The sequence below is a fragment of the Vibrio sp. JZG10 genome, from assembly GCF_054064075.1.
Map to the genome: position 1 here is coordinate 134,954 of NZ_JBSUGE010000008.1, position 21,995 is coordinate 156,948.

Below are 21,995 nucleotides of genomic sequence, written 5' to 3' on the forward strand. Positions count from 1 at the left end.
ATTCCATATGAAATCAACTTGTTACTGAAGGGAATGTTTGTTGCAATGCACTTGCTTGTATACAGAGGCTGCTAAGTACGGAGTATTTAGCAAAATAAAATTTGAGGCTAGGCACTAAGGAGAGGTGTTCAATGGATACTACGTCCCGCAGCAAACTTGGATCTGCAAGTATGATATTCGACTCTACTTCTGTTAGTGGCTGTCTAAGGGCCATTTTGACGAAACGAGAACTATCTCAGCCCACGGGCCAGCCGCTATTTACTTATCAACTATCAGAGCCCGAATATAGTCATTTGCAAATCAGTTTAAAAAGCCAAAAATTGCCAACAAAGTTGCATCGGGATAGTAGCTGGTGTGCGGCTTTTTGTCTTTTTAGTGCTGAATGGTACCGACGTAAATATCAAGGAGGATGGAGTTGGAGTGGTATATCAAGCAGTTTAGGGTTTGAGTTAGATGCAAATCAACGTAGTAAGGTAATAAAAACAGGTTTTCAATATTGGCAGCGAACCGTTAGTCAATATAACGATGATAGGCATAGTTTTCTTGGCTCAGTGTTCCGAGAGGGCGGTCTGCCTTATGGTCTGCTAGCTAGTGAAGGCGGCAGGTTCTTAGTAATTTTTAAGCGTATTCTTAGGGTTTTTGATGATGCTCAGGCATTCGGTCAGTCGCCGTTCGAGTTGGTGTTAGAGGGGCTTGAACACTTACCTGAGGCATTTAAACAAGAAACAACGGTTGATCTTATTACTAATATGGCGGAGCTATTGCTGCGTTTAACCGACGAATACAACCTGCAACAACAAGAGCAACCAGTCAATCATTTAGATACCCAACTGCCAAATTGGCGAGATCTATTTCCAATCCCACTTGATACAGACACTGGCAGTGAATTTCTCTCCAGTTTACTGACTTCAGCTTCAGTTCAGCGACAAAGCAAGTCACAACAAACAAAACGAATTATTTGCTCGCAAAGGGTTTCGAACAATGAAGACTTGGGTTTTGTTACTCAAATTAAATTGATGAAGGCGATACCAATGCCTTTTAAACGCGAAGCATTGATTAACAGTCGGGTTGAGTTATTTATACAAGAAGGTAATCGAGTAATCGCCGAGTTGGGGGTAGGGCATACAACCTTTGAAGGCGAAATGACCCAGGTAATTTTGCGAACCCCTGCATGTGAGTTTCGTCGCCAATCCATAGAGCAAGACTTGTACTTAGTAGTATTACAGGCTGGTATTGAGCTTCATAGAGAAGAAATTCCGAACTGTGACATCGCTATTAATGAGATGCCGATTGTTCTTAAGTCAGACGGTGAACATGATTGGGTCATTGGACAAGGAAGCGTAAATGTCAAAGCAGACCAACTTAAAGCTCTTTTGCTAAAAGGTTCAACGTACACAGCCGAGTTTCCAGACTTGTGCAAGTCAGTAACGACTGAACGCTACCAATTAGTAGAGTTTAGTGGGGAAATTAAGGTTGATTACCGTACTGAAGAAGGTGAAGGCGACACCTATGTAATATCGACTCGTCAGTCAGCAGTGTTGGCTGAGCAAGTGAGTGTGCGAGGAGCTAAATTACAGTATTACTCTAGTACGGGACAACCAATCTATTTGGGTTTGCCAACCATTACCAGTCAAGAAGCGAATACAGAATTGTGGTTAGGTAGTAAGCCATTAGGAGAAGCTCATCAATCTGGTTTGTTTGGTATCCAATCAGTACGTTTAAAGGGGAGTGGTAATCGCACAATACTTCGTAAACGGCTTGCTATTCTTCCGCAGTCATTCCAGTTTGAGCTTAAGCCGTCTAAACAAGCTAATAGTGGCTACGTTGATCTTCATTGTGAACGCAACTTATTTGTATCGATAGAAGGAGAGCAAATCTCTTATAAGCAAACAAATATAGAAAGCGGTAAAAGGATCAAGGTGACAGCCGAAGGGGCACCGCCAGCAGATATTATTGTTTCCATAAGTGCTAACTTGATGGCTGACCCGATAAAAGTACGGGTACCTTTTCCAGCGTCTGGTGCATTAATCTTTGACAAAGATGGTAAGGGTCTAGCTAAACGTATCACCATAGATGATTTATTAGGCGCGCGTATTCAGTTTTTCCCGCGCGTGGATGTTGCGGCGAGTTATCATATTGAATTGAAAGGACCTATGAAGTCTCGTGATGCTTATTATTATTGGGAGTACAAGGTTACAGATAAGGTACTTGAAGTAAGTCTATATGAGTTCCGTCATAGAATTCAGGAGCTACTGGCGGCATCTGGTGAACTTGATGATGAAGTTCGAATGGTAATTGGGGGGGCGGGTTGTAGAGAGCAACAAATAATTATTGGTCGATATGCAACCGAAGCTCAGTTGGTTAATGAGACGGTAAGTTTTGACGTGAAGCTGGGGAAAGATCTCATCATTCAGCCAGAAGTGATTAATTTGGCAGACCCAGCAGAAAAACCGCATGCTCTTCAACAAAGATATTCCAATGGCGCAGCGACAGGTGTATTCGAACTGAATAAAAGGTTATATCAGCCAACGTTAATCGTTCCTTCAAGCAAGACTGAGCTGGCATTTCGCGCAAAATTTATTCCTGGTAGTGAGGCTATTGATTGTATTAGTGATATCCATACCTTAAACAAGGCTGTTGCCTTATTCCACCCAATAACTAATCCAAATGCGATAGCCGATGTATTTCCAATGTTAGCTAATGATTTTAATCACAGTAGTTGGCGATTTATTAATGACTTATTTGCCAATTATTCTCACCTCCCATTGGCTACGTTTGAAGTATGGAAAGCAATAGTGAAACACACCGCTTGCCTATCAGCACTAGCGTTTAAAGCTGATAACCCCGTTCAGTTGATGGAACGTTTGAAAGTGGAATTTAATGTTATTTGGGAGCTTATACCGCTGCATATTTGGCAGTCGAATATTGATAAATATCGTCAGATGTTGTTAAGCATAGGACTGCCTGACAAAGTGGTGGATAACAAAGTAAACAGTAGACTAGAAACACTTTCTGAATTTACCCCATTGTTTGAAGAACAGTGTCGAGCATTGTTCTCCGATCAATTTATCCAACCAGAACCGAATTTGTCAGCTGTTTTTCAATATTGTCTGCCTGAATGGAGTCAAGACTTGGTGCGAGTTCATTTGTCTGACCGTGAGTGGCCGACAGCATTTAGTTTTGAGTTAGAAACATGGTGCAAAAAACACTGTGAATCGCTTATTCATTTCGAAGTCATTCGTGGGTTCCACAAGAGCGTCCTTTATTTTCCTATCTTTGCAGCGGCAGTGGCGTGTGGAAAAGTTCAATTGGAAGAACTATCGTCGACACTTTATCCCATTCATTATTTCCATTTGCGACAGATTGTCGAGTTTGATCGTCATTGGTTTAACCCCGTATTTCAAAGTGCATTATATGTATTTGCTCAAGAGGAAGCTTAAATGAAGCAATATTTTTCCACCCTAAAACAACAAGCTAATAGTCGAGCAAAAGAGTCAACTTTGAGTATTTTGGGTATTAATAATCCCGCTCTTAGAAACCATTTAAGTGAGTTGATGGAAACGGATGAAAAGTTTGTTCATGGTCCTGTGTTTGAGCAAATGTTTGCTTGGGAAGCAGACGAAATAACGATAGAAGACCTCTCTACCCCTAAACATAACAACCTACTCAGCCCAGAACTACTAGACGCGCTAGATGTCGCACCGCATAAAGAAGGGTGTAAAAAAGACAGCAGTTGCAAGTGTAAGTATGTGTTGAATCGAGAGATAAGACCATATAAACACCAATTAGAAGCATGGAGAGGCTTACTTGATCTTCAACCCCAATCTCAAATTATCACCAGTGGTACTGGCTCTGGTAAAACTGAGTGCTTCATGGTGCCAGTACTCGAAGATTTGTATAGAGAAACGCAACAGATAAACAATTCGCTAACTGGAGTGAGAGCGTTATTTCTTTATCCTTTGAATGCGTTAATAAATTCTCAGAAAGAACGACTAAATGCTTGGACGAGGCACTTTAACGGAGATATTCGTTTTTGTTTGTATAACGGGAATACCCCAAATGACCTTAAAGCCCAAGATAGGCAAAGGCAAAGAAAGCAGCCTCAGGAAGTTCTTTCTAGAAAGTTGATGCGAGACGACCCAGCACCCATTTTGGTAACTAACGGAACCATGCTGGAGTATATGTTGGTGAGGCAAGCTGATGCTCCCATTATCCAAAAGTCGCAGGGTAAGTTGCGTTGGATCGTACTCGATGAAGCGCATACGTATGTTGGTTCCCAGGCCGCTGAGCTTGCTCTGCAATTAAGACGTGTCATGCAAGCTTTTGATGTTAAGCCTGAAGATATTCGCTTTATTGCGACTTCCGCAACGATTGCGGGCGCAGAAGCTGAAACGCAACTAAAACAATATCTTGCTAGGTTAGCTAATGTTGATGTACAGCAGGTAGTTGTCATTGGGGGGAAACGTGTTGTTCCTAACTTGCCCAAAGTAACGCCAGCAAATTTAACCCTCAGTGAAATAGAAGCGATAGATCCAGAAGGTGAACAACCCAAAGAGAAGAAGCGGAGTCAAAACTCGGAAGTATCAGAACGTCGATACTCTGCTTTAGCGAGCTCAGCATTAGCTGTGAAAATACGAGAATTGTTATCTGGAGACAATATAGGTCCAGTACATTACGCTGAATTAATAGATAAATTAAAACCTTATGAGTTAGATGAAGCAGAGTTAACTCGATGGTTAGATATTTGCACAGGAACTAAAAGTTCCCATAATAGTGAGGCATTTTTAAAACTCAGAGCTCATTATTTTCAGCGAACATTGCATGGTTTGTGGTGCTGTATTGACCCCAACTGCCCGAATAAAAAACAATCTAAACTGAATGGCGCATGGCCATTTGGGTATGTGTATAGTGAACATCGTCAGAAATGTCATTGTGGTGCGGTAGTGCTTGAACTTGCGTTTTGCAATGATTGTAACGAACCTCATTTATTGGCAGCCGATCACAATGGACACTTGCAACAGTGGACGGGAAAAATTAATGATGAGTTTTCGCTACTTGATGAAGCTGAAAAAGAGATGGATGAAGAGCGCTCAGATCAGTTTTCTAAAAATGCAACGGCAAGTGATACTCAAGTCGTTATCGGCTCAAAACAGAGCGATGATTACCTATTAACGGGTTTTGATATTGCTGGACATGAACGCTTTCCAGATAAGAGTCCAATCCGGTTGACTAAGTCGATGAGTGAATCGCAACAGTGTTGTGAATGTGGTTACTCAGGAAGAGGTCAGTACAATAAAGCGTTGCGAAGAGGTCTATTAGGCGCGCCATTCTATACGGCGAATGCGGTACCAACAGTACTCGAGTACTGCCCAGATATTGAGGTGGATAAAGAATCCAGGATAGGTCCTAATTCCGTTCCAGGGAGAGGACGTCGGTTAATTACCTTTACCGATAGCCGACAAGGAACCGCGAAAATGTCAATTCGGATGCAACAAGAAGCTGAGCGGTCTCGGTTGCGAGGTTTAGTATTTAAGGAGCTTCGTAGGCATGTTGAAGACAAAGTTGTTATAGATGGGGCGTTACTTAACCAGGTGAAAGACTACTTGAGTATGCCGATCGAAAAACTACGAGTTATGTTGCCATCCATCGAACAATCTATGCCTGAAGACGCAAAAGCACTAAAAGAATATATTAATATTGCTAGTAGCTCGGTTGCTATATCGGTGCCTCAAACGGTCCCTTGGTCTGATCTTGTTGATGTTATTAAGCAAGATAATGATTTAAAAGAGTCGATGTTAAAAGAGAACAAGAGGTTGTCGCCGGAAATATTTGATGATTCGACTGGGCCTATACGACTGACTCAAATGCTACTGACAAGAGAATTTGCTAGACGACCCAAAAATAGAAACAGTCTAGAAACTCAGGGCTTGGTTAAGATAGTCTACCCAGGATTGGATAAAATCGATGTTGTACCGGAGCTTTGGGAAAATTACGGCTTAACAGTAACAGATTGGCGCGATTACCTTAAAGTATGTCTGGATTTCTTTGTACGCGAAAACTCCTATATAACCATTGATCGTGAATGGATTCGTTGGATCGGCATGCACTTTTCTCCCAAAACCTTATTAGGGCCTGACGCGAGTGATGTCGATGAAAACAGAGCAAAGAGTTGGCCGCTAGTAAGAAAAGGCAGTAAACGTCAACAACGTATAATCAATTTGCTCACTATTGCCACAGGTATTGATATAACGAGTACGTCAGGAGAAGACACTATTAATGGCTGGTTGATTTCTGCTTGGAATGCGTTAACTGGTTCGAAAATCTTGCAAGATTCAACAGCAGACAAACAATATAGTTTGAACTTGACTAATGTCAGCTTTTCATTGATGAATTCGGCTTACATATGCCCGGTTACGAACAAGCTGTTGGATACTACGTTCAAAGGAATCACTCCGTATATTCCGTTTAAAGGTCAGTTAGATGATAATCTATGTGAAGAAGTGAAACTTCCGGCTGTATGGGCTTTTGAAGGAAGTGATGACTTCTTGCTTTCACTGATTTTAACGCGCAAAGCTATTGCGAACTCATCGGAAGTGAAAGCACTAAGAGAGCAAAACTTGTGGACGGATATTAATGACAGAACAGTAGAGGGTGGTTTTTACTACTCTTCTGCAGAACACTCTGCGCAACAATCCGCTGAGCGACTTAAAATATATGAGGATGAGTTTAAAGTTGGTAGGAAAAATGTCCTCAATTGCTCTACAACAATGGAAATGGGCGTTGATATAGGGGGGATTACTGCGGTAGTGATGAATAATGTACCGCCACACCCTGCTAACTACCTTCAACGCGCAGGTCGGGCAGGCCGATCTAAAGAGTCTAGAGCGATAAGTTATACGCTATGCAAAAGCAATCCTCATGACTCGTTGGTTTTTAACAACCCGAAATGGCCATTCACCACCGTTATACCTGCTCCACACGTTGAATTTTCATCTGAGAAATTGGTGCAGAGACATGTAAATTCATTTTTGATGGGACGCTTTTTAATCGAAGAAATTGGTTTAACAAGTAAAGAAAAATTTAACTTAGATCTTGAGTGGTTTAACGCAAAGGTTAATGACGAAAAATCTATCGCAGAACGTTATATCAATTGGGTGAAAACGTGTGATAAGAAGTTTCAATCAGCCTTGTCTACTTTAGTTAAAGGTACCGCGTTGAGAAATGCTCCTTTGGCACAAATTTGTAAGTACTCAGCAAAGAAAATAGAGGAAATAACCACTAGGTGGGTAAATGAATATCAATACATAGAAAATGAATTGATCGGCGTTGATCCTGATGGCCCGTATGCTTTTAAGCTAAATAGTGAGAAGTCCCGTTTATGTCGAGAGTACTTACTGCGAGATTTAGCAACAAGGGCGTTCCTCCCGGGATATGGATTCCCTACGGATGTCGTAAACTTGGATACCGATAATATCGTCGATTTTAGAAGGCAGCTTCAATTTAGGAATCTAAGTAAACTCGATCGAGAAGATAATGTTTCTATAAATCGAGGATTGCCAAGTCGAAATTTAGCTGTTGCAATTCGCGAGTATGCTCCTGGTTCTGAAATAGTGCTTGATGGTCGAGTACATCGAGCGGCAGGTATTTCTCTGAATTGGCAAAAAATTCACGTTGATGGCGCGAAAGATTCTCAGAAGTTTGACCTAGCCTGGCGTTGTCCAAGGTGTGGTCAGACAGGTTACGAAACTGATTTAGAAGTACAATCTGATTCGAGTAATCTCGTGTGTACTAATATCGCTTGTGGGCAAGCAATTCCTGATAACACGGAATGCCGCAAAAAAGTAATTCAGCCTACAGGGTTTGTCACTGATTATTATCGAGAGCCGACGAATAATATTTCTAATAATGTTTATGTTCCCGTTCAACCTTCCTGGGTTATTGCATCAGGTACAGCGACTCCATTACCAATGCCTGCACTTGGATATATGATCTCTGACAATAACGGTAAGGTCTTCCATCATAGTTCTGGTCTGTCGGGTAAAGGATATGCGTTATGTATGGCTTGTGGTCGTGCAGAGTCAATGACAGCGAAAGGTGAGTTGCCAAACGCACTTAACTTTGAAAAGACACATAAACCACCGCGCCCTAGTAAGTTCGATAAAGATGAAGTAGGTCGACATGCGGACTGTGACGGGTCTGCCAAGATAATGTCTTCGATTCATTTGGGTATTAACTCTCGAACAGACGTATTTGAACTGGTGATTAAGAATCCCAAAACGGGTGAATACATACCTGATAATGAGCAGGGTCGAAAAATAGCGACCACTTTGGCTGTAGCGTTACGAAAGTGCTTAGTAGAGCAACTCGGTGTCTCGACAAATGAGGTCCAGTATAGCGTTCGCCCAACAGTCATTGGTGATAATCAACATGCGTTGGTGCTTCAATTATTCGACAGTGTTGGGGGAGGGGCTGGATTTGCGACAAAAGCACCATGTCATATATCTGAAATATTGAATGGGTTGCTTGTAAAGCTTGATTGTAGGAAGCAGTGTGATGCGTTTTGCCCTGAGTGCCTCTTAGAAACGGATTCGAAACACGATACCGATAAACTCGATCGCATGTTAGCAATAGCATGGTTAGGAGAGGATTTTAAGCATTACGTATCACTATCGCCTAAGCACCAAAACCTTATCAAGGATGGGAGGTACTGTCCCCAAACTATTGAAGCGCAGTTGAACGATGTACTCAATGAAAAGGTATCGGAATGTTTGTTTGTTCTTTCTTCTGAAGTAGAAGGTTGGGATACCTCTCTCGTCTTGATGAAAACTAAATTGCATGAACTATTAGCGAGGAATATAGCGGTTTCAGTCGTTGTACCTAAAATTGAATTTACTGAAGAAATTGTGAGTTTCTTAAGGGACATACAAAAAATTGGAGTTCAGCTAAGATATGGGGAAGAGTGTGGGGCGATCGTTTTCCAAGGCTTGACAAGTAGTGGTTGGTCAACATTAGCCAACCTTGACGTTAGAGCCACCACCCCAGGAGAGCATTGGCTTACAGCAGAAGACATCTCCATTATTTCTTATAGTGAACCAGAAATCTCGACAATTCCTTTTGAGTTAGACTCCAAGGAACCAACTCACTTGTTAGGAGCTGTTCATGTTGATATTGCGACTGAATTAAATGGGCAGCTCTCAAACTTCGGTCGAGGTTTTGTGACGTTATTAAAAAGTAAAGATGAGCGACTAACAAAGCTGCTTAAAGAAGGTGAACTGAAGAGTGTTTCGTATTCGGATCGGTATCTCCAAAGCCCAGTTTCTTTATTATTGTTAGCGGAAGTTCTCAAAGCACTAGTAGGAACATCAGATTGCCAAATAGAAGTAAATAGTTGCTTTGATGAACAAAATAGAAATCCTTATACGGTAAACCATGATTGGGATGATCGGGATGACTATAAAGCAATATTTGGTGCATGGTTGACTCATATGGCCGCTAAAACAGTAGATACAAATATAATTGATAATAAACGCGAAGTGCCGCATCGAAGAGCGATAAAGTTGCATTTTTCTACTGGTGATATAGTTGAAGTCACTCTAGATCAAGGGTTTGGCTATTGGCGATTAGATCTCTCTGGTGGTATGCATCGGTTTGATTTTATGAGAGACACGCACGACCAGATAAAAAGGTTAATTGAAGTATATAAATTAGCTAAGGTGTCTAACAGTGCTAACTGGTCCACTTGGATTGCTGTTAACGTGTTGTAGGTATTTCCAATCAGTATTGTCTATAGATATTACTGTTGGGTTATCAATCACACATTAAAGTTCAGTTTAATGTATGAGCGCTTTGTATTAACCAAACTTGGTACAGCGACAGTTTTTATGTAAGAAACTTTCTTACATAAAAACTCAGCATTAATTCTGTTTATCACAAAAATATCAACTTATGGTTGTATTTGGTGATATCAATATATGGTTGTATTTTTTATAACTAGTTGAAATTATGAGATTTATAAATATCAAATTATGGTTGTATCAACAATAAAAGCAACCATACGTTATATCTATAGCAGATAAAACTATACTATATGCAGCTATGAGCCAGAGTGAGATTGATTTCTTACTCTGGCTTTTTTATTAGCTTTTTGCTTCTCATTTGTTTGCGCTTCAAAATTAACTCTAAGCGATTTTAATAGTTGGTCGAGATTCGACTTGTTCAAACGGTAATGATGTTGTAACTGGCATGAGCTGTAAAACGCTTGAAATCTGACAGTCTCTATTTAATCCAATATAGTCTTTGACATTAGCGACTCGCCAAGTCATGTCTCCGTAAGTACGCAGATAGAACGCGGGTGACTGATGACTGTTATGTCTAATAACGCTCCATTGGGTGATATCACTAAAAAAGACTTCAGGGTTATCGGATGTCTCAAACTCATTCGCCATGATGCCCAAAGGTATATCAACGCGATTAAGTAGCTTTTGTCCGAGTGAGAAGGCTTCGTCGAAGTTAGTTGGTTGTTCGCTTAACTGCTTAATTGCATAGGTTTGTACAAATCGAGACGGCGGTGTTGGGTCGGCGGGTAGGCCCATCAAGCCAGCGCCATTGATTGATTGAAGTGGGCCAGGCACTTGGACATGACGTTGCATGGTTACTTCATTGTTCGGTTCTGGGTTGTAGTTGCGCAAATTGGAAAAATAAGAGAGGTGATTGACATGCCAATGGTAATTTGGGCAGTTAGTCATTACTCCTACGTAGGAGTGGTCCACAACCACTTTATAATCATCAAAGTCGTATTCGGTACATTGATAGCGTGCTTGCTGATTTTCCTCTTTGCTGAACATATCGCTTTCTTTAAATGCTCGATAGATATGCATATTACCGTTAAGAAACTCAATGACTGCACTGTCATTATTTGCATCGTGAATCACGAAATGCTGATCCAACGTCATATTGTCACTCTCTGTTTCACCAGTTGAAATAGTAGAGTTAAACACGTAAACGGGGTGGGTGGTGAAGTAGGTCACCATCTCGTCCACAGTATTAAACGTAGACAAGATAAAAGTACCAAACAGACCGCTTCCTAATGCAAAGGCATCATTGGGGATGTGAGAGGTCGATACATTTTGATTGAGTATGGGCAAGTATAGCGATCCGACGGAAAGGCCGGATTCATTAATGCCATCAGCTGTTAAAAGAGGGTTATTATATCGGGTAATGGCGTTGCAGTGGATGAAGCTTAATTTTCCCTGCCAACTTGCTTTAAACTCACATTCTTTACTGTGACGTTGTGGCGGCTGACCATTAAAAACACGGTCGGCTTTTTCGTCGGAAGTAAAGGTCGTAATTTGGTAAGTTTGTTGGGCTCTAAACCAAATCTCGGTCTGAAGGTTAACTGCAAACTCCATGGTTCTAGCGGATAAGGTTTGGTTGTTGCAACCATAATTGATATTCACATCTGTACACATAGCCATGCTTTCCGTTGTTTATCTTGAATGATGCATATCCAAGAAACTCTCTGAATCAAATGCTTGGAGATTACGTGGATATAGAAGAATTGCGCTTTAATAATGGTTTTAGCCATGGAGATAAGCGCATGCTATTAATTTAAGCATTCAATCAAAAAACGTCAGTAGCAGTTTAGTATCAGTTGATAGAGTTAAAATAAAAAGTGATGTATTAAGTAAAAATCTTTGATCTTAGAACTCAATAATATATTTATTTTTTCAATCTTGGTTACTCTAGATTTAAAGTTGATTTTAAAAGTGATTTGTATTGATTCGATTATCTTGCAGTGGTGATATAAAGTGAGAACATAAAGTTAACAATTTCAGATTGTGATTGAAAATGGGGAGGGTTTTCAATCCAAATACCGAGAAATGAAACTGCCCGAGAAGTTGTGCAACTGTCTCGGGCGAAGTGATGAATCGGGTAAGCGGCTATAAAGTTTTCTCACAAGAACCGCTAAGTGGTGGAGATATTTTTAAATTATCATTAAAGATTTCCACAGCGACGGGGCCTTTATTTTCGTCTTTTGCATAGAATGCACAGGACTTGTTCCCAGTATAGGTTTCACCTGCCTTTTTGAAACTGTAGTACCAGGAGTCATGGGTAGCGGCACCGGATTCAAAACTAGCAGATTCAGATTGTTCGCCAGTATTCAAGTCGAAACGGACCTCCATTTCCGGAGAGTCTTTAAATCTCACATATCCGGTGATTTTATCGCTGGAGTTATTTTTAACGTAAAATGACCCCTTAGTTGTCATAATTTTTCCTCTTTTTTTAATTTCTATACGTAATAGAACGGCCAAATGACGGTCTGTTAATATATGCTTCTTAAGATGCATATTGATGTTAAATGATGGTCTTATTAGTTCTAAGATGATTAAACTTATCCTTAGCGTATTTCTCTTTTATACCGATTAAGTCGCGGTAGCTTCGATCAAAATAAACGCTTGTGGGAATTGCCGGATCTTTAAAGCTGATGAAGGCACCATAGGTTCCCGGTATATCAGCTTCTCTGGCTTTATCAATCCAGTCCATGGCTCTGTTTACATCAACAAGTACTGGGTTATTTTGTAGTTCTAGTTTTTGCTTTATCTCTTCATTCCACCAAGTTTGGTATTGGACTGTATATTGACACTGGCGGTAGGGGAAAGATATGTCTTCAAGGTCGTCTGAGTGATGATAAAAGCCACCAGTGATCGCACCTAAGGTTACGTAACTAAATAGCCCTTGATCGCGGTTTTCTGGCTTTATCAAAGGCGAAGTTAAGCTTTGCAAAAGTGCAGTATAGCCTTCTGCTTTAAGACCTCGCTCTGACACCAATCGCGAAGTGATTTTGTGAGGTGCTGGGGCGTCATAATCTGGAGGGAAAGGAGAACCGCTTTGACACAAAGAATCGCGCCCCCATGTGCTCATCAGGGAGTGATCGTATTTCTTCCCGTCAAAGTCAGTGCCATGTGCTTCATAGACTTGAACTAAATCAGGGAAGCAAGCGCCAAATTGAACGGCTATAAATTGGTGAAGATCTTGTTCTGTTCCTTCCCAGTAGCCATACATGGTGCAGTGATGGCTGATGGTTTCGAGATCACAGTGGTTAGATGATTCAGGCAGAGCATCAATTTGCAAGTTGGTGCCAAGAAGTTTAGGCGTATCGAGGCTTTTTATAGCCTGCTCCCAATTTTTTAGCACATCTATGGTAGGGTGCGTTGGTATTGGCTGAAGCATACCGTTGATTTTTGGATAGAGGTTCCACTGAAGCTCGAAGCGGTGGATCTCTTTGGGTAAAGGGAATGTTTTTACGCGTAGCTCGGTAACAATGCCATAACTCATGCCTCCGCCGCCTCTTAGTGCCCAAAATAGGTGAGGGTTGGACTCTGCTGAGACTTTTGTGATCGTACCATCACCCAATACCACGGTTGCACTCACTAGGTGCTCACAACACATGCCGTATTTTCGCGTCCAAGGGCCCCATCCTCCGCCTTGAATATAGCCAGTCAACCCAACTGTGGCACAGGTTCCATGTGCAATCATTCGATCATGCTCTGCAAGTTTTGGTGTCAGTTGATAGAAGCGATAGCCAGCACCAATGGTGGCAATATTTTCACACAATTGGAAGGTCTTAATTCTGCTCACGTCAATCAAAATGACGTTGTCACCACTGCATTCACCTGCGTGATCATGCCCTCCTGAGCGAACACGAATCGGGAGACTGAATCGAGTTGCTGTTAGATAGGCTTGTTGAACTTCTTGCGTACTTTCGCACATGACAATGACAAAGGGTTGGTGTTGATAGCGAGTATTGAAGATGAGTGACTCGACTTGATATTGGTTCAAACCGGGAACCGGTGAAACCGTGTTTTCAAGAGGTGTCAGTAGTCGCTCTTTAGGAAAACCGCATTTATCCATTTTCTGAATAAACAGTTTGGCATTATTGATTGATATTGAGTACGCGTTAAGTACAGCGAGGCGTTGTATTTGAGGGTTAGGGTGCTGTTCTACCACTTGGTTTTCTTTAGTTCCCTGCATCCATTCTTGTTCCATTATTTTTCCCATTTGGCTTATGTATTGAATAGTTGTTTAAATATTAACTCGCACGCATATGTTCGCCATATCAGTTTGGTATCAGTTGTTCTGTACAAATCGCCAAAAGCATCAGCGAGAGAGCAATAATATCTGGTTGATGAAAAGAACGAGCGGCATCTGCGTGACCGTAGATAATTTATGTAGATCAAGTAGATCTGAGCCTAAAGTGATACTGAACTTGAATGACGTGTTATCTACATTGAATGGGTCACTAACGACAATAAATTCAGTTGGAGAACACAATGAAAATGGAATCAAAAGAATCACAAGCAATTTTTACTGCTCATTATCAAATTGGTAACGGCTTACCTGGAGGAGTGAACTTCGATGTTAATCTACTCGTGGCCAGCGAAGACAAATCAATAGTGGGTAAAGGACATATCTTTCAGGCCATTAACCCACCGTTAAATGTGGTGTCTGATCTCAATGGCAGTTTCAACTATCAATGCACGATGCGTGATTGTCATATCATGGTCACGTTGCAGGGCTACCAGCCTTACCTAGGCATTGCTCCTCTAGGAGCAGATCTTCACAACGTAACGCTCAACATCCTACTTAATGATGATTGGAAGTCAGGCGTGGCATTCTATCGATATAAAAATAGTTCAGGTAAATGGGTTGAAGTAGCAAATCAACGCGTTACTCTACTTTTACCTGAGCATGTTCCTAGCATCGAAAACTTTAAGGTGGAGCAAAGTGATCTTGCGCCAGCATAAATCTAATCAGCGATGACACTGTGCCAAAACACAGATATTCGATGGTTTCGAATATCTGTGTTTGATGAGGTAAATCGAGCAAACAAGAGGATTTGACGGTGCAATTAGTCGACTTTCTTCGTTTATTGAATATTTCATGGTTGAGTAGATGTGAAGAGCCAATGGTCGAGCTCATCAACACTTATTTGAGCCTGGTTCAGTTGATGCTTACGCGCGGCCTGATTGAAGTTTAACAACTCAGAGACGGAGCTGGACTGGTCGAGTAAGGCAAGCATCAGATTCGCTTGTTCAATATAAAAATCACCCCATGGATGCGGATCTTCTTGGGTGAAGTTAGACAGCTTATCGCGATATTTTCGAAGTAGCGTAGGCTGCTTATACTGCCACGCTACTTGGATTCCTTGTTGGTAAAAGCGTAAATAGTTATGACCAACACAGGTAGATTCTAGCCAAGCCTCACCAGTGCGCAAAGCGGAGAGGGCCGTTGATTCATCGCCACAAATAAGTGCCTTGGTAGATACGAGCCAAGGACCAATAAAATTGTGTAGCTTATTGATATGAACAAGATCTAGAGCCGTGTCGATGTCCGAAAGGGCTTTCTCCTCTTTTCCCTGATACCAGTGCAATCTTGCACTGGACTCCAAAAGAAAAGCGACAAATCGATGAGCATTAAGCTGTTTTGAAAGTTGCAGAGCGGTCGATATTTCGTTTTCAGCTTGCACCAAGACATTACGGTCGAGAAAGATCCATGCTGCCGTAAGTCTGGAAACAATTTCTGCTCGGCGGTTTGCCGTGAGATAGGCAAGATTCGAGGCATGCTGAGCCTGTTTTAGTGCTTCGTCAGATTGCAGTTGATAGATCATCACTGTTGCCAGCATGTAGCGATTGGCAGTTTCAATCGAAAGCAACTGATGCTCTTCACACAATTGCAAACACTGGGTTAAGTGCTCGTATGAGCGGGCCATTTTTCCTTGTGCGTAGGCACAATCACCGAGGCCGCCAAGCGATTTCGCTTTCGCGCGAAAACAGTTTGCTCGCTGACTGTAATCTAATGCAAGTAAATGTTCTTTCTCACATTCGTCTAGCTGCCCAGTAGGGAACAGCATATTACCTCTCATCGAGTGGATTTCACACAAAGATTTATTTAACGTCAGCTTTTCGCACAGGGCTTGGGCTTGGTCTAAAATCGACATCGCTTGTACAAAGTTGTCGGTTAAGCGGTAGGGGTTAATGAGGTCTAAATAGTATTGAACACGTTCAGGATCATTTTCTGTGTGATGAACCGCTTGCTCAAGAACCTCAATACTCTCTTTGATGCGTCCCATCGAATACAGGCAGTTTCCTTTCATATTTAGTGCATACGCCATCTGTTCTTTAGGTGACTCTTTAATAGCGTACTCAATAAGAGTCAGTGCTTTTTCAAACTGATAATTACTCAGGTAATGTTTGGCGGTCTGTTCAAGAACAGTAAATACACCTTCGACCTTGGCATGATTAATATGGACGGCATATAAGAATCGATCTCGGTTCTCATACCATTTTGCACAGGCCATGTGTATTTTTGAACACTGTGACTTGTCTATTTGACGGAAAACAGCATTGCAAATCAAATCATGATGGAAAAGGTATTGATCGCCATTGAGTTTTACTAAGCCAGCATCGACTAACTTATCTGGTACGTAGCCGGGAATTCGAGTGATTTCACGCAGTTGCTCCAGTTGAAAGCACTGCCCCAACACAGAGGCAGTACAGAGTGCTTGGCGATCTTGGGCTGGAAGTTGAGCTAATTGTATCGAAACTAAATGTTCCAATGACTCCGGAACGTCTTTATCAAACTGAGAGCAAAGCAGTGTTTGGCGCAAGTATAGAGGATGGCCTTTCGCAAGCTTTATACAGTCATTGATATGTTTATTCTGTTGGCATGTGATTGAGCAAGCTAACTCGTAAGACTCTTCAGATGATAACTCCCTAAGTTCGATTAGATTCACGTTGGCAAACCAAGATTGTTTGGAACTAAGTCGTTTTTGCTGCCTAAACGTCAGAAAGAGTAAAATATTGGTTTTTGTGATATGAGGTAGCAGTGTCTCAAGAAATGCCAACATTACTTCGTCGGCCCAATGGACATCTTCAACAATAATCAAATGCGGTTTGCTGGTCTGCCGTTGTTGAATTAAGAAAGGGATAGATTGCTCTATCGTTTGTTTCAGCGTTTGGAACTCCATTAAGTTCAGCAACTGCTTTTCTGATTCGTTGAGTGCTACCCCCATTAACCAATAAAGGCAGAGGTGGAAAGAAGAGGGAATTGATGACTCGACAGTTTGCTGACGAATAGAATCATCGGTATCTTCACGAGTAAATGAACAAATTGCCCGAGTGAATATATTTTGAGGGGACAAGAGATAAGCACTACCATGATTCAGGATTTGAATCTCTGTGGTTAAACACGAGGATCGATTCAAAGACGCAATGACCTGGTTGAGTAGGCTGGTCTTTCCTATCCCTGCGGTACCAGTAATACAATACGTTTGGCCTGCTTCTTGTTTTTGCCATCGCTTGATTCCGCTATTTAATGTTTCTAGTTCAAGTTTACGCCCTACAAAACAGTCAGTATGGCTTTGGTGTAAGGATACAAGATGCCAGTTGTTGAAGTCTGGCTCTCCTGTTAGAAACGGTTTTATTGGTCTGGCACAATTGGACGAGATAAAGCAAGGACAAGCAGCTATTTCTCCCCAAGGGATTTTAACTAGGATTTCATTGATTGGGGTTATCGCATTCGGATGTTCCGATAGCTCAGTGACTCGATGCTTGTATTTCACATTGATAAAAGACCGAATCGAAGCCGAAAGAGCAACCTGTAATTGAAGGGCTAGTTGTCGAATTCGTTCAAAAACATATTCGTCCGATTCCTGTATAGACCAAGTAAGAACAAACGTCCGGTTTTGTATTATGGGTGTAGTGTTTTGGCTGAAAAGTAATGTTTGCAGAGTCTTTACGGTCAAATCACACTTTGCTTCGATTGCAAAAATAAAAAAATATGGTGGTGATGAAGACACATTTGTAAGTAATGGTTCTGAGGCGCGATCTATTAAGAGGTCCTCTACGGGGACAGAAAAGTATTCCGCGAGATTGGATGCGGTACGATACAGCACATTCGCCCCAGACTCTGCTCGCTTTATGGAAGCAATAGATACGACAAAACCCTGTTGAAAGCATTCTTCCGCCAGTCTTTCTTGGCTCAGTCCTAATTTCTTTCTCAGTTCTTTGAGTCGTAATACGTTGAGTGGAATTCTTCCATCCCTATTTGCCATATTTCACTCCGTTGTAACGTACAGCTTTTCCCAGTAAACCTGAATCGATTGGATATGTTGAGTGAATAAATTTATCTTATTTCACCACATATAATACTAGTAGTTAAAATGTTATATACGAAAATGAAATGGGCATTTTAATCTTCAAACTACCTTAATTCATTGTTGTATTAGTGGTGTTTTTGTTATTAATAATTTTGATAATTATTGTTGTGAATTCATGTTTTTCTTAATAAGTTTTTTGAAATATCTTTAAATGTATATCTTTTAAAAGATTGCACACCTTCAACTTATATTGGATTATATTAAACTTTAACAATTAAATTCTTTAATTTTAAATACATAAATTGACAGTTTTATTTTTAGTGTTTTTTTTATTTCTATTCTGGCGAGTTAAGTTTTTCTAGTCTATAAATTAAATATCGGCAATTTCTAAATAACTGCCGATAAAAATAATTTTAATTTCAATATTATAAATAGTTGGCTTTATACAATGGATATTGGCTTTTTCTGCCTGTTAAAAGGATTTCATATTACACCACACTTGAATGCCGCGCTTACCTCTATCAAGGAGACTGCGTGGCTGCCACATGTCAAACGATCTTGTTATCGAGGGGATTGGCAAGCGCTTGCTTTAGAAGAATCCTATCGAAAGGCCTATTACCCTAACTATTTACTACTCTCTGAATTTCCAGAATTGGAACTGTTTTTATCTCAATTTTTCTGCCCAATTTTGTCAGTACGGTTTATGAAATTAGATCCGTGAGCTCAGATATTATAACGCCGAGCTTATGGTGTATGTTTTTCTCAAGTACAGGCTTGTTTACATCATTAACAACTGCTACAGCGGCAATTGAGGTTCATGAATTATGCAAAAGGGCTCACCTATAGAATTCTACCAGCAACGTCCTCAATCTCGTGAGACGGTCGGTGGTGAAGAAGTGCAGCAACAAACTCAACAGTTTGGTTTTGCTGAACCCGAAATGGATGAGCTGCTTAAGTACTCATTACGGACTCAACTTGAGGCTATGCTCCAAAACCAACTCAGCACGGCTGAACGCCAACGGCAACTGAAAGAGAGTTTCGCTGCGGCAGTTGAGCTCGTATTGAAGGAGACGAAAGTTGAGCACCGAACACTGGTGCAAGCCTTTCAGAGCATGTATGGCAACGCTTGCCAATCTCTTTCTCTGGCTAAACTCACTCAAGAGGAACTGACCCGACAGTACATTTCCACGTCTGGGCTGGTCATGTCTCCACTTAACTGTAAACACACCATCAAAGATGTGTACCGAATTAAAGGCTTTGCGTGTGGTACAAACAAAGCTATCCAACAAATGCTTGCCAACAAGCCACAGGTTAAAGTGCTTTATCCAGCTTGCGGCCCCTTTGCACCATTGCTGCTGCCTTTACTTGCTCACTACAAACAAAGTGATCGGATTAGCGCAGAGCAGCTTCAGGTGACACTAGTAGATATTCACCCCGGAGCGATTAAAGCACTCAATCAATTGATCGCTGATCTCGATATCGCAGACTACATTGAAGCCTTAGTGGAAGAAGATGCTACCCAATTTTCGCCAACTCAAACGTTTGATCTCCTGATACTTGAAGCGATGCAGCATGGCTTTAGTCGGGAAGGGTTCCTCAGCATCGCGAAACATTTGGTTCAATATTTACATATTCAAGGCGAAATGATCCCCAATCAGGTATCTGTGCGCGCCATGATGGTCATCGGGGAGACGGAATTTAATCAACAATGGGAAAAAGCAGAGTATGCACATTCCAACCATTGCCAGCCGGAAGCGATAGATGAGCGAATTGATCTGGGAGAAATTCTTAACGTCAATAAAGCCATGTTGCTCAGAAGCGAGATTTTTGAGCTAGATGGTGGAATAAAAATGCTGCAAGGCAACACCATTGAGCTGCCGAAAGATGTGCCAGATATGGCAAAACGTATCCTGGCCATTTACAGCCATATCGATACTTACGGAGATGCGATGGTCGGACAATACGACTCTGGTATTACCCATCCTAAACCCGACATGACTTTTTATGTGGATGCCAAGCCCAAAGCTGTTGAACACCATTACTTTGAAGCGAAGGGAGGGGGTAAGGTCAGTTTCTATTATCAGTTAACCGGATTGCCAGGTTTTGTCGCCACCCATGGATGATTTCGATATGCAGCAAAAATACGTCGTTTTTACAGGAAGTTGTTACGCCTTGCCCATCATTCAGTTGTTGGCACAACAGCATAAATTGGCGGGCGTGGTAGTACCGGAAGGAGAACTAAATCCTGACTTACAGCAGCTACATAGCTATCTGAGCGCTCAATCGATTCATATTGCTCAGTATACCGCCAATGACAGCAGTGCTTTGATAGCGCAACTCGATGCTTGGCGAGTCACGGATGGCGTCATCTATTTGTTCAGGCACATAGTTCATTCCTCGCTGTGTCAGTTTTTCAACGGAAACTTGTACAACATTCATCCGGGAAAGCTGCCCGAGTATCGAGGCCCGATGCCTCTCTATTGGCAATTAAGAGACGGTTTAGACACCTTTAGCCTCACCCTGCATCGTCTTGAGGCATCGGCTGATTCTGGCGCTATAGGAATGGAGTTAGAGGTACCATTTCACCCGTTTGAGACCTTAACCAGTGCTCAGCAAAAAGCGTCACAAATGACGGCTAAGCTGATGTATGACTTCCTCATCGCGCAACAAAAGCAAGGGCTGGTTTGGCATAAGCAAGTATCAAACCCCAACGAAGTGGCACGAGCAGTAAACCAACATGATCTGCACATTCGTTGGAACGTGCAAACGAGTCGCGAAATCGTCAACTTAGTGCGAGCAGGCAATCATGACTTCGGAGGTGCGATGTTGAGCTTGCCAAATGGTGTCGCCAATGTTTTGCAAGCAAGCGCAATGGAGACTTCTTTAGTCGGTGTTGAGGCGGGGAGCATTCTCCAGATCAGCCCACAACATGGGTTACAAGTGAAAACGTTAGATAGCGCCATATCAATAGATGTTATTGCTACACCGCAAGGCGTGTTTTCGGGTTATCGCTACGCGCAAATGGCTGGGCTGGACGCTGGAATGTCATTGCTTCAGCCTGCGAGTAAAGATTACGTTATGGGTTGGTTTTAACTTAAGTGTATACGTTAAAAGGAAGAACAGTATGGCTACAGAACCGTATCTTGGGACACTAACCGCATTTGGCGGCAATTTTGCAATTAGAAATTGGGCAATGTGCTCGGGGCAAATGCAGGCAATTGAAGATAATCCAGCACTCTTCTCTCTAGTTAGCACTCTATACGGAGGTGACGCCCGAACTACCTTTGGTTTACCTGATTTGCGTGGCCGCAGTCCAGTTGGTGTAGGCACACGACCTGGGGGGATGGATTATCATCAGGGAGAAAGATTGGGTACTGAACTGGTAACCATTGATATAACCCAAATGCCAGCACACTTACATACGGCAATTTTTACCCCTCTTGGCACTGCTGCACCTGTAACAGGCAGGATGCAGGTTGCTACCAATGCTGCAAATACGCAGGTACCCGAAAGTAATTCGTATATAGCGCAAAACTCTACCCCCGGGTTCTATAAACCGACGTTTCAGCAACCAGATTTGACTGAGATCGAAGGCTTAAGTGTGTCTGGTGGTGGCTCGGAAGGAGGTACTGTAACTGTGACTGAAACAGGCGGTTCAGAGCCACTTAATATTTTGAGCCCGGTATTGCCGATTAATTGGTTAATTGCCACTGCGGGAGTATACCCACCGCGCAGCTAATCAACCAAGAAAGAATTGGCTGAAACTTTCGCTAATCCTTTCCTATAAAAAATTAAATATTTAAGTTGATTATGATAACCCGGCTATGTTGATAAGGCC

At 41.8% G+C, this 21,995-nt stretch carries 10 protein-coding genes; 6 read left to right on the forward strand and 4 right to left on the reverse strand.

Translation table 11 applies throughout. The features are described 5' to 3' along the window. Positions 1-131 precede the first annotated feature (131 nt). Positions 132-3,440: an STY4851/ECs_5259 family protein gene (locus tag ACWYVB_RS11215; RefSeq protein WP_447073694.1), complete on the forward strand. Its 3,309-nt coding sequence runs from the start codon at positions 132-134 to the stop codon at positions 3,438-3,440. Continuing rightward, entirely contained in the window at positions 3,441-9,764 is a 6,324-nt protein-coding gene (locus ACWYVB_RS11220; RefSeq protein WP_262646765.1) for a DEAD/DEAH box helicase, read from the forward strand. It abuts the gene before it with no gap. A gap of 414 nt (positions 9,765-10,178) precedes the next feature. On the opposite strand, the gene ACWYVB_RS11225 is transcribed toward ACWYVB_RS11220, so the two are convergent. From ACWYVB_RS11225 to ACWYVB_RS11235, 3 genes are all read right to left on the reverse strand, one after another. Continuing rightward, positions 10,179-11,474: a linear amide C-N hydrolase gene (locus tag ACWYVB_RS11225; protein ID WP_457528979.1), complete on the reverse strand. Its 1,296-nt coding sequence runs from the start codon at positions 11,472-11,474 to the stop codon at positions 10,179-10,181. A gap of 465 nt (positions 11,475-11,939) precedes the next feature. Continuing rightward, positions 11,940-12,266: a hypothetical protein gene (locus ACWYVB_RS11230; RefSeq protein ID WP_170901855.1), complete on the reverse strand. Its 327-nt coding sequence runs from the start codon at positions 12,264-12,266 to the stop codon at positions 11,940-11,942. An 88-nt stretch (positions 12,267-12,354) separates the two neighbouring features. After that, positions 12,355-14,046, reverse strand: coding sequence for an FAD-binding oxidoreductase (locus tag ACWYVB_RS11235; protein ID WP_317410384.1), 1,692 nt, complete (start codon positions 14,044-14,046; stop codon positions 12,355-12,357). A gap of 284 nt (positions 14,047-14,330) precedes the next feature. Here ACWYVB_RS11235 and ACWYVB_RS11240 point away from each other — a divergent pair, with 284 nt between their 5' ends. Then, the gene (locus ACWYVB_RS11240; RefSeq protein ID WP_258626976.1) at positions 14,331-14,804 is read left to right on the forward strand and encodes a DUF1842 domain-containing protein; all 474 of its coding nucleotides are present in this window, start codon (positions 14,331-14,333) and stop codon (positions 14,802-14,804) included. A 134-nt stretch (positions 14,805-14,938) separates the two neighbouring features. Here the strand turns inward: ACWYVB_RS11240 and ACWYVB_RS11245 are convergent, their stop codons facing one another. Next, positions 14,939-18,112 carry an AAA family ATPase gene (locus ACWYVB_RS11245; protein ID WP_317410386.1) on the reverse strand — a complete coding sequence of 1,058 codons (3,174 nt, stop codon included), beginning with the start codon at positions 18,110-18,112 and terminating at the stop codon, positions 14,939-14,941. A gap of 869 nt (positions 18,113-18,981) precedes the next feature. Between ACWYVB_RS11245 and ACWYVB_RS11250 the strand changes: the two genes are divergently transcribed. From ACWYVB_RS11250 to ACWYVB_RS11260, 3 genes are read left to right on the forward strand one after another with little or no spacing between them, the layout of a single operon-like run. Further along, positions 18,982-20,280 (forward strand): SAM-dependent methyltransferase, encoded by a 1,299-nt coding sequence (locus ACWYVB_RS11250; RefSeq protein ID WP_317410387.1) that lies wholly within the window; start codon positions 18,982-18,984, stop codon positions 20,278-20,280. A 7-nt stretch (positions 20,281-20,287) separates the two neighbouring features. Then, positions 20,288-21,250, forward strand: a complete 963-nt coding sequence (locus ACWYVB_RS11255; protein ID WP_226977509.1) for a formyltransferase family protein — start codon at positions 20,288-20,290, stop codon at positions 21,248-21,250. A 31-nt stretch (positions 21,251-21,281) separates the two neighbouring features. After that, positions 21,282-21,896 carry a phage tail protein gene (locus tag ACWYVB_RS11260; protein ID WP_301658407.1) on the forward strand — a complete coding sequence of 205 codons (615 nt, stop codon included), beginning with the start codon at positions 21,282-21,284 and terminating at the stop codon, positions 21,894-21,896. Positions 21,897-21,995 lie beyond the last annotated feature (99 nt).

What these genes read in the sequence shown, in the direction of transcription:
- ACWYVB_RS11215 (WP_447073694.1), top strand. Translation starts at nt 132, where the DNA reads ATGGATACTACGTCCCGCAGCAAACTTGGATCTGCAAGTATGATATTC.
- ACWYVB_RS11220 (WP_262646765.1), top strand. Translation starts at nt 3,441, where the DNA reads ATGAAGCAATATTTTTCCACCCTAAAACAACAAGCTAATAGTCGAGCA.
- ACWYVB_RS11225 (WP_457528979.1), bottom strand. Translation starts at nt 11,474, where the DNA reads ATGGCTATGTGTACAGATGTGAATATCAATTATGGTTGCAACAACCAA.
- ACWYVB_RS11230 (WP_170901855.1), bottom strand. Translation starts at nt 12,266, where the DNA reads ATGACAACTAAGGGGTCATTTTACGTTAAAAATAACTCCAGCGATAAA.
- ACWYVB_RS11235 (WP_317410384.1), bottom strand. Translation starts at nt 14,046, where the DNA reads ATGGAACAAGAATGGATGCAGGGAACTAAAGAAAACCAAGTGGTAGAA.
- ACWYVB_RS11240 (WP_258626976.1), top strand. Translation starts at nt 14,331, where the DNA reads ATGAAAATGGAATCAAAAGAATCACAAGCAATTTTTACTGCTCATTAT.
- ACWYVB_RS11245 (WP_317410386.1), bottom strand. Translation starts at nt 18,112, where the DNA reads ATGGCAAATAGGGATGGAAGAATTCCACTCAACGTATTACGACTCAAA.
- ACWYVB_RS11250 (WP_317410387.1), top strand. Translation starts at nt 18,982, where the DNA reads ATGCAAAAGGGCTCACCTATAGAATTCTACCAGCAACGTCCTCAATCT.
- ACWYVB_RS11255 (WP_226977509.1), top strand. Translation starts at nt 20,288, where the DNA reads ATGCAGCAAAAATACGTCGTTTTTACAGGAAGTTGTTACGCCTTGCCC.
- ACWYVB_RS11260 (WP_301658407.1), top strand. Translation starts at nt 21,282, where the DNA reads ATGGCTACAGAACCGTATCTTGGGACACTAACCGCATTTGGCGGCAAT.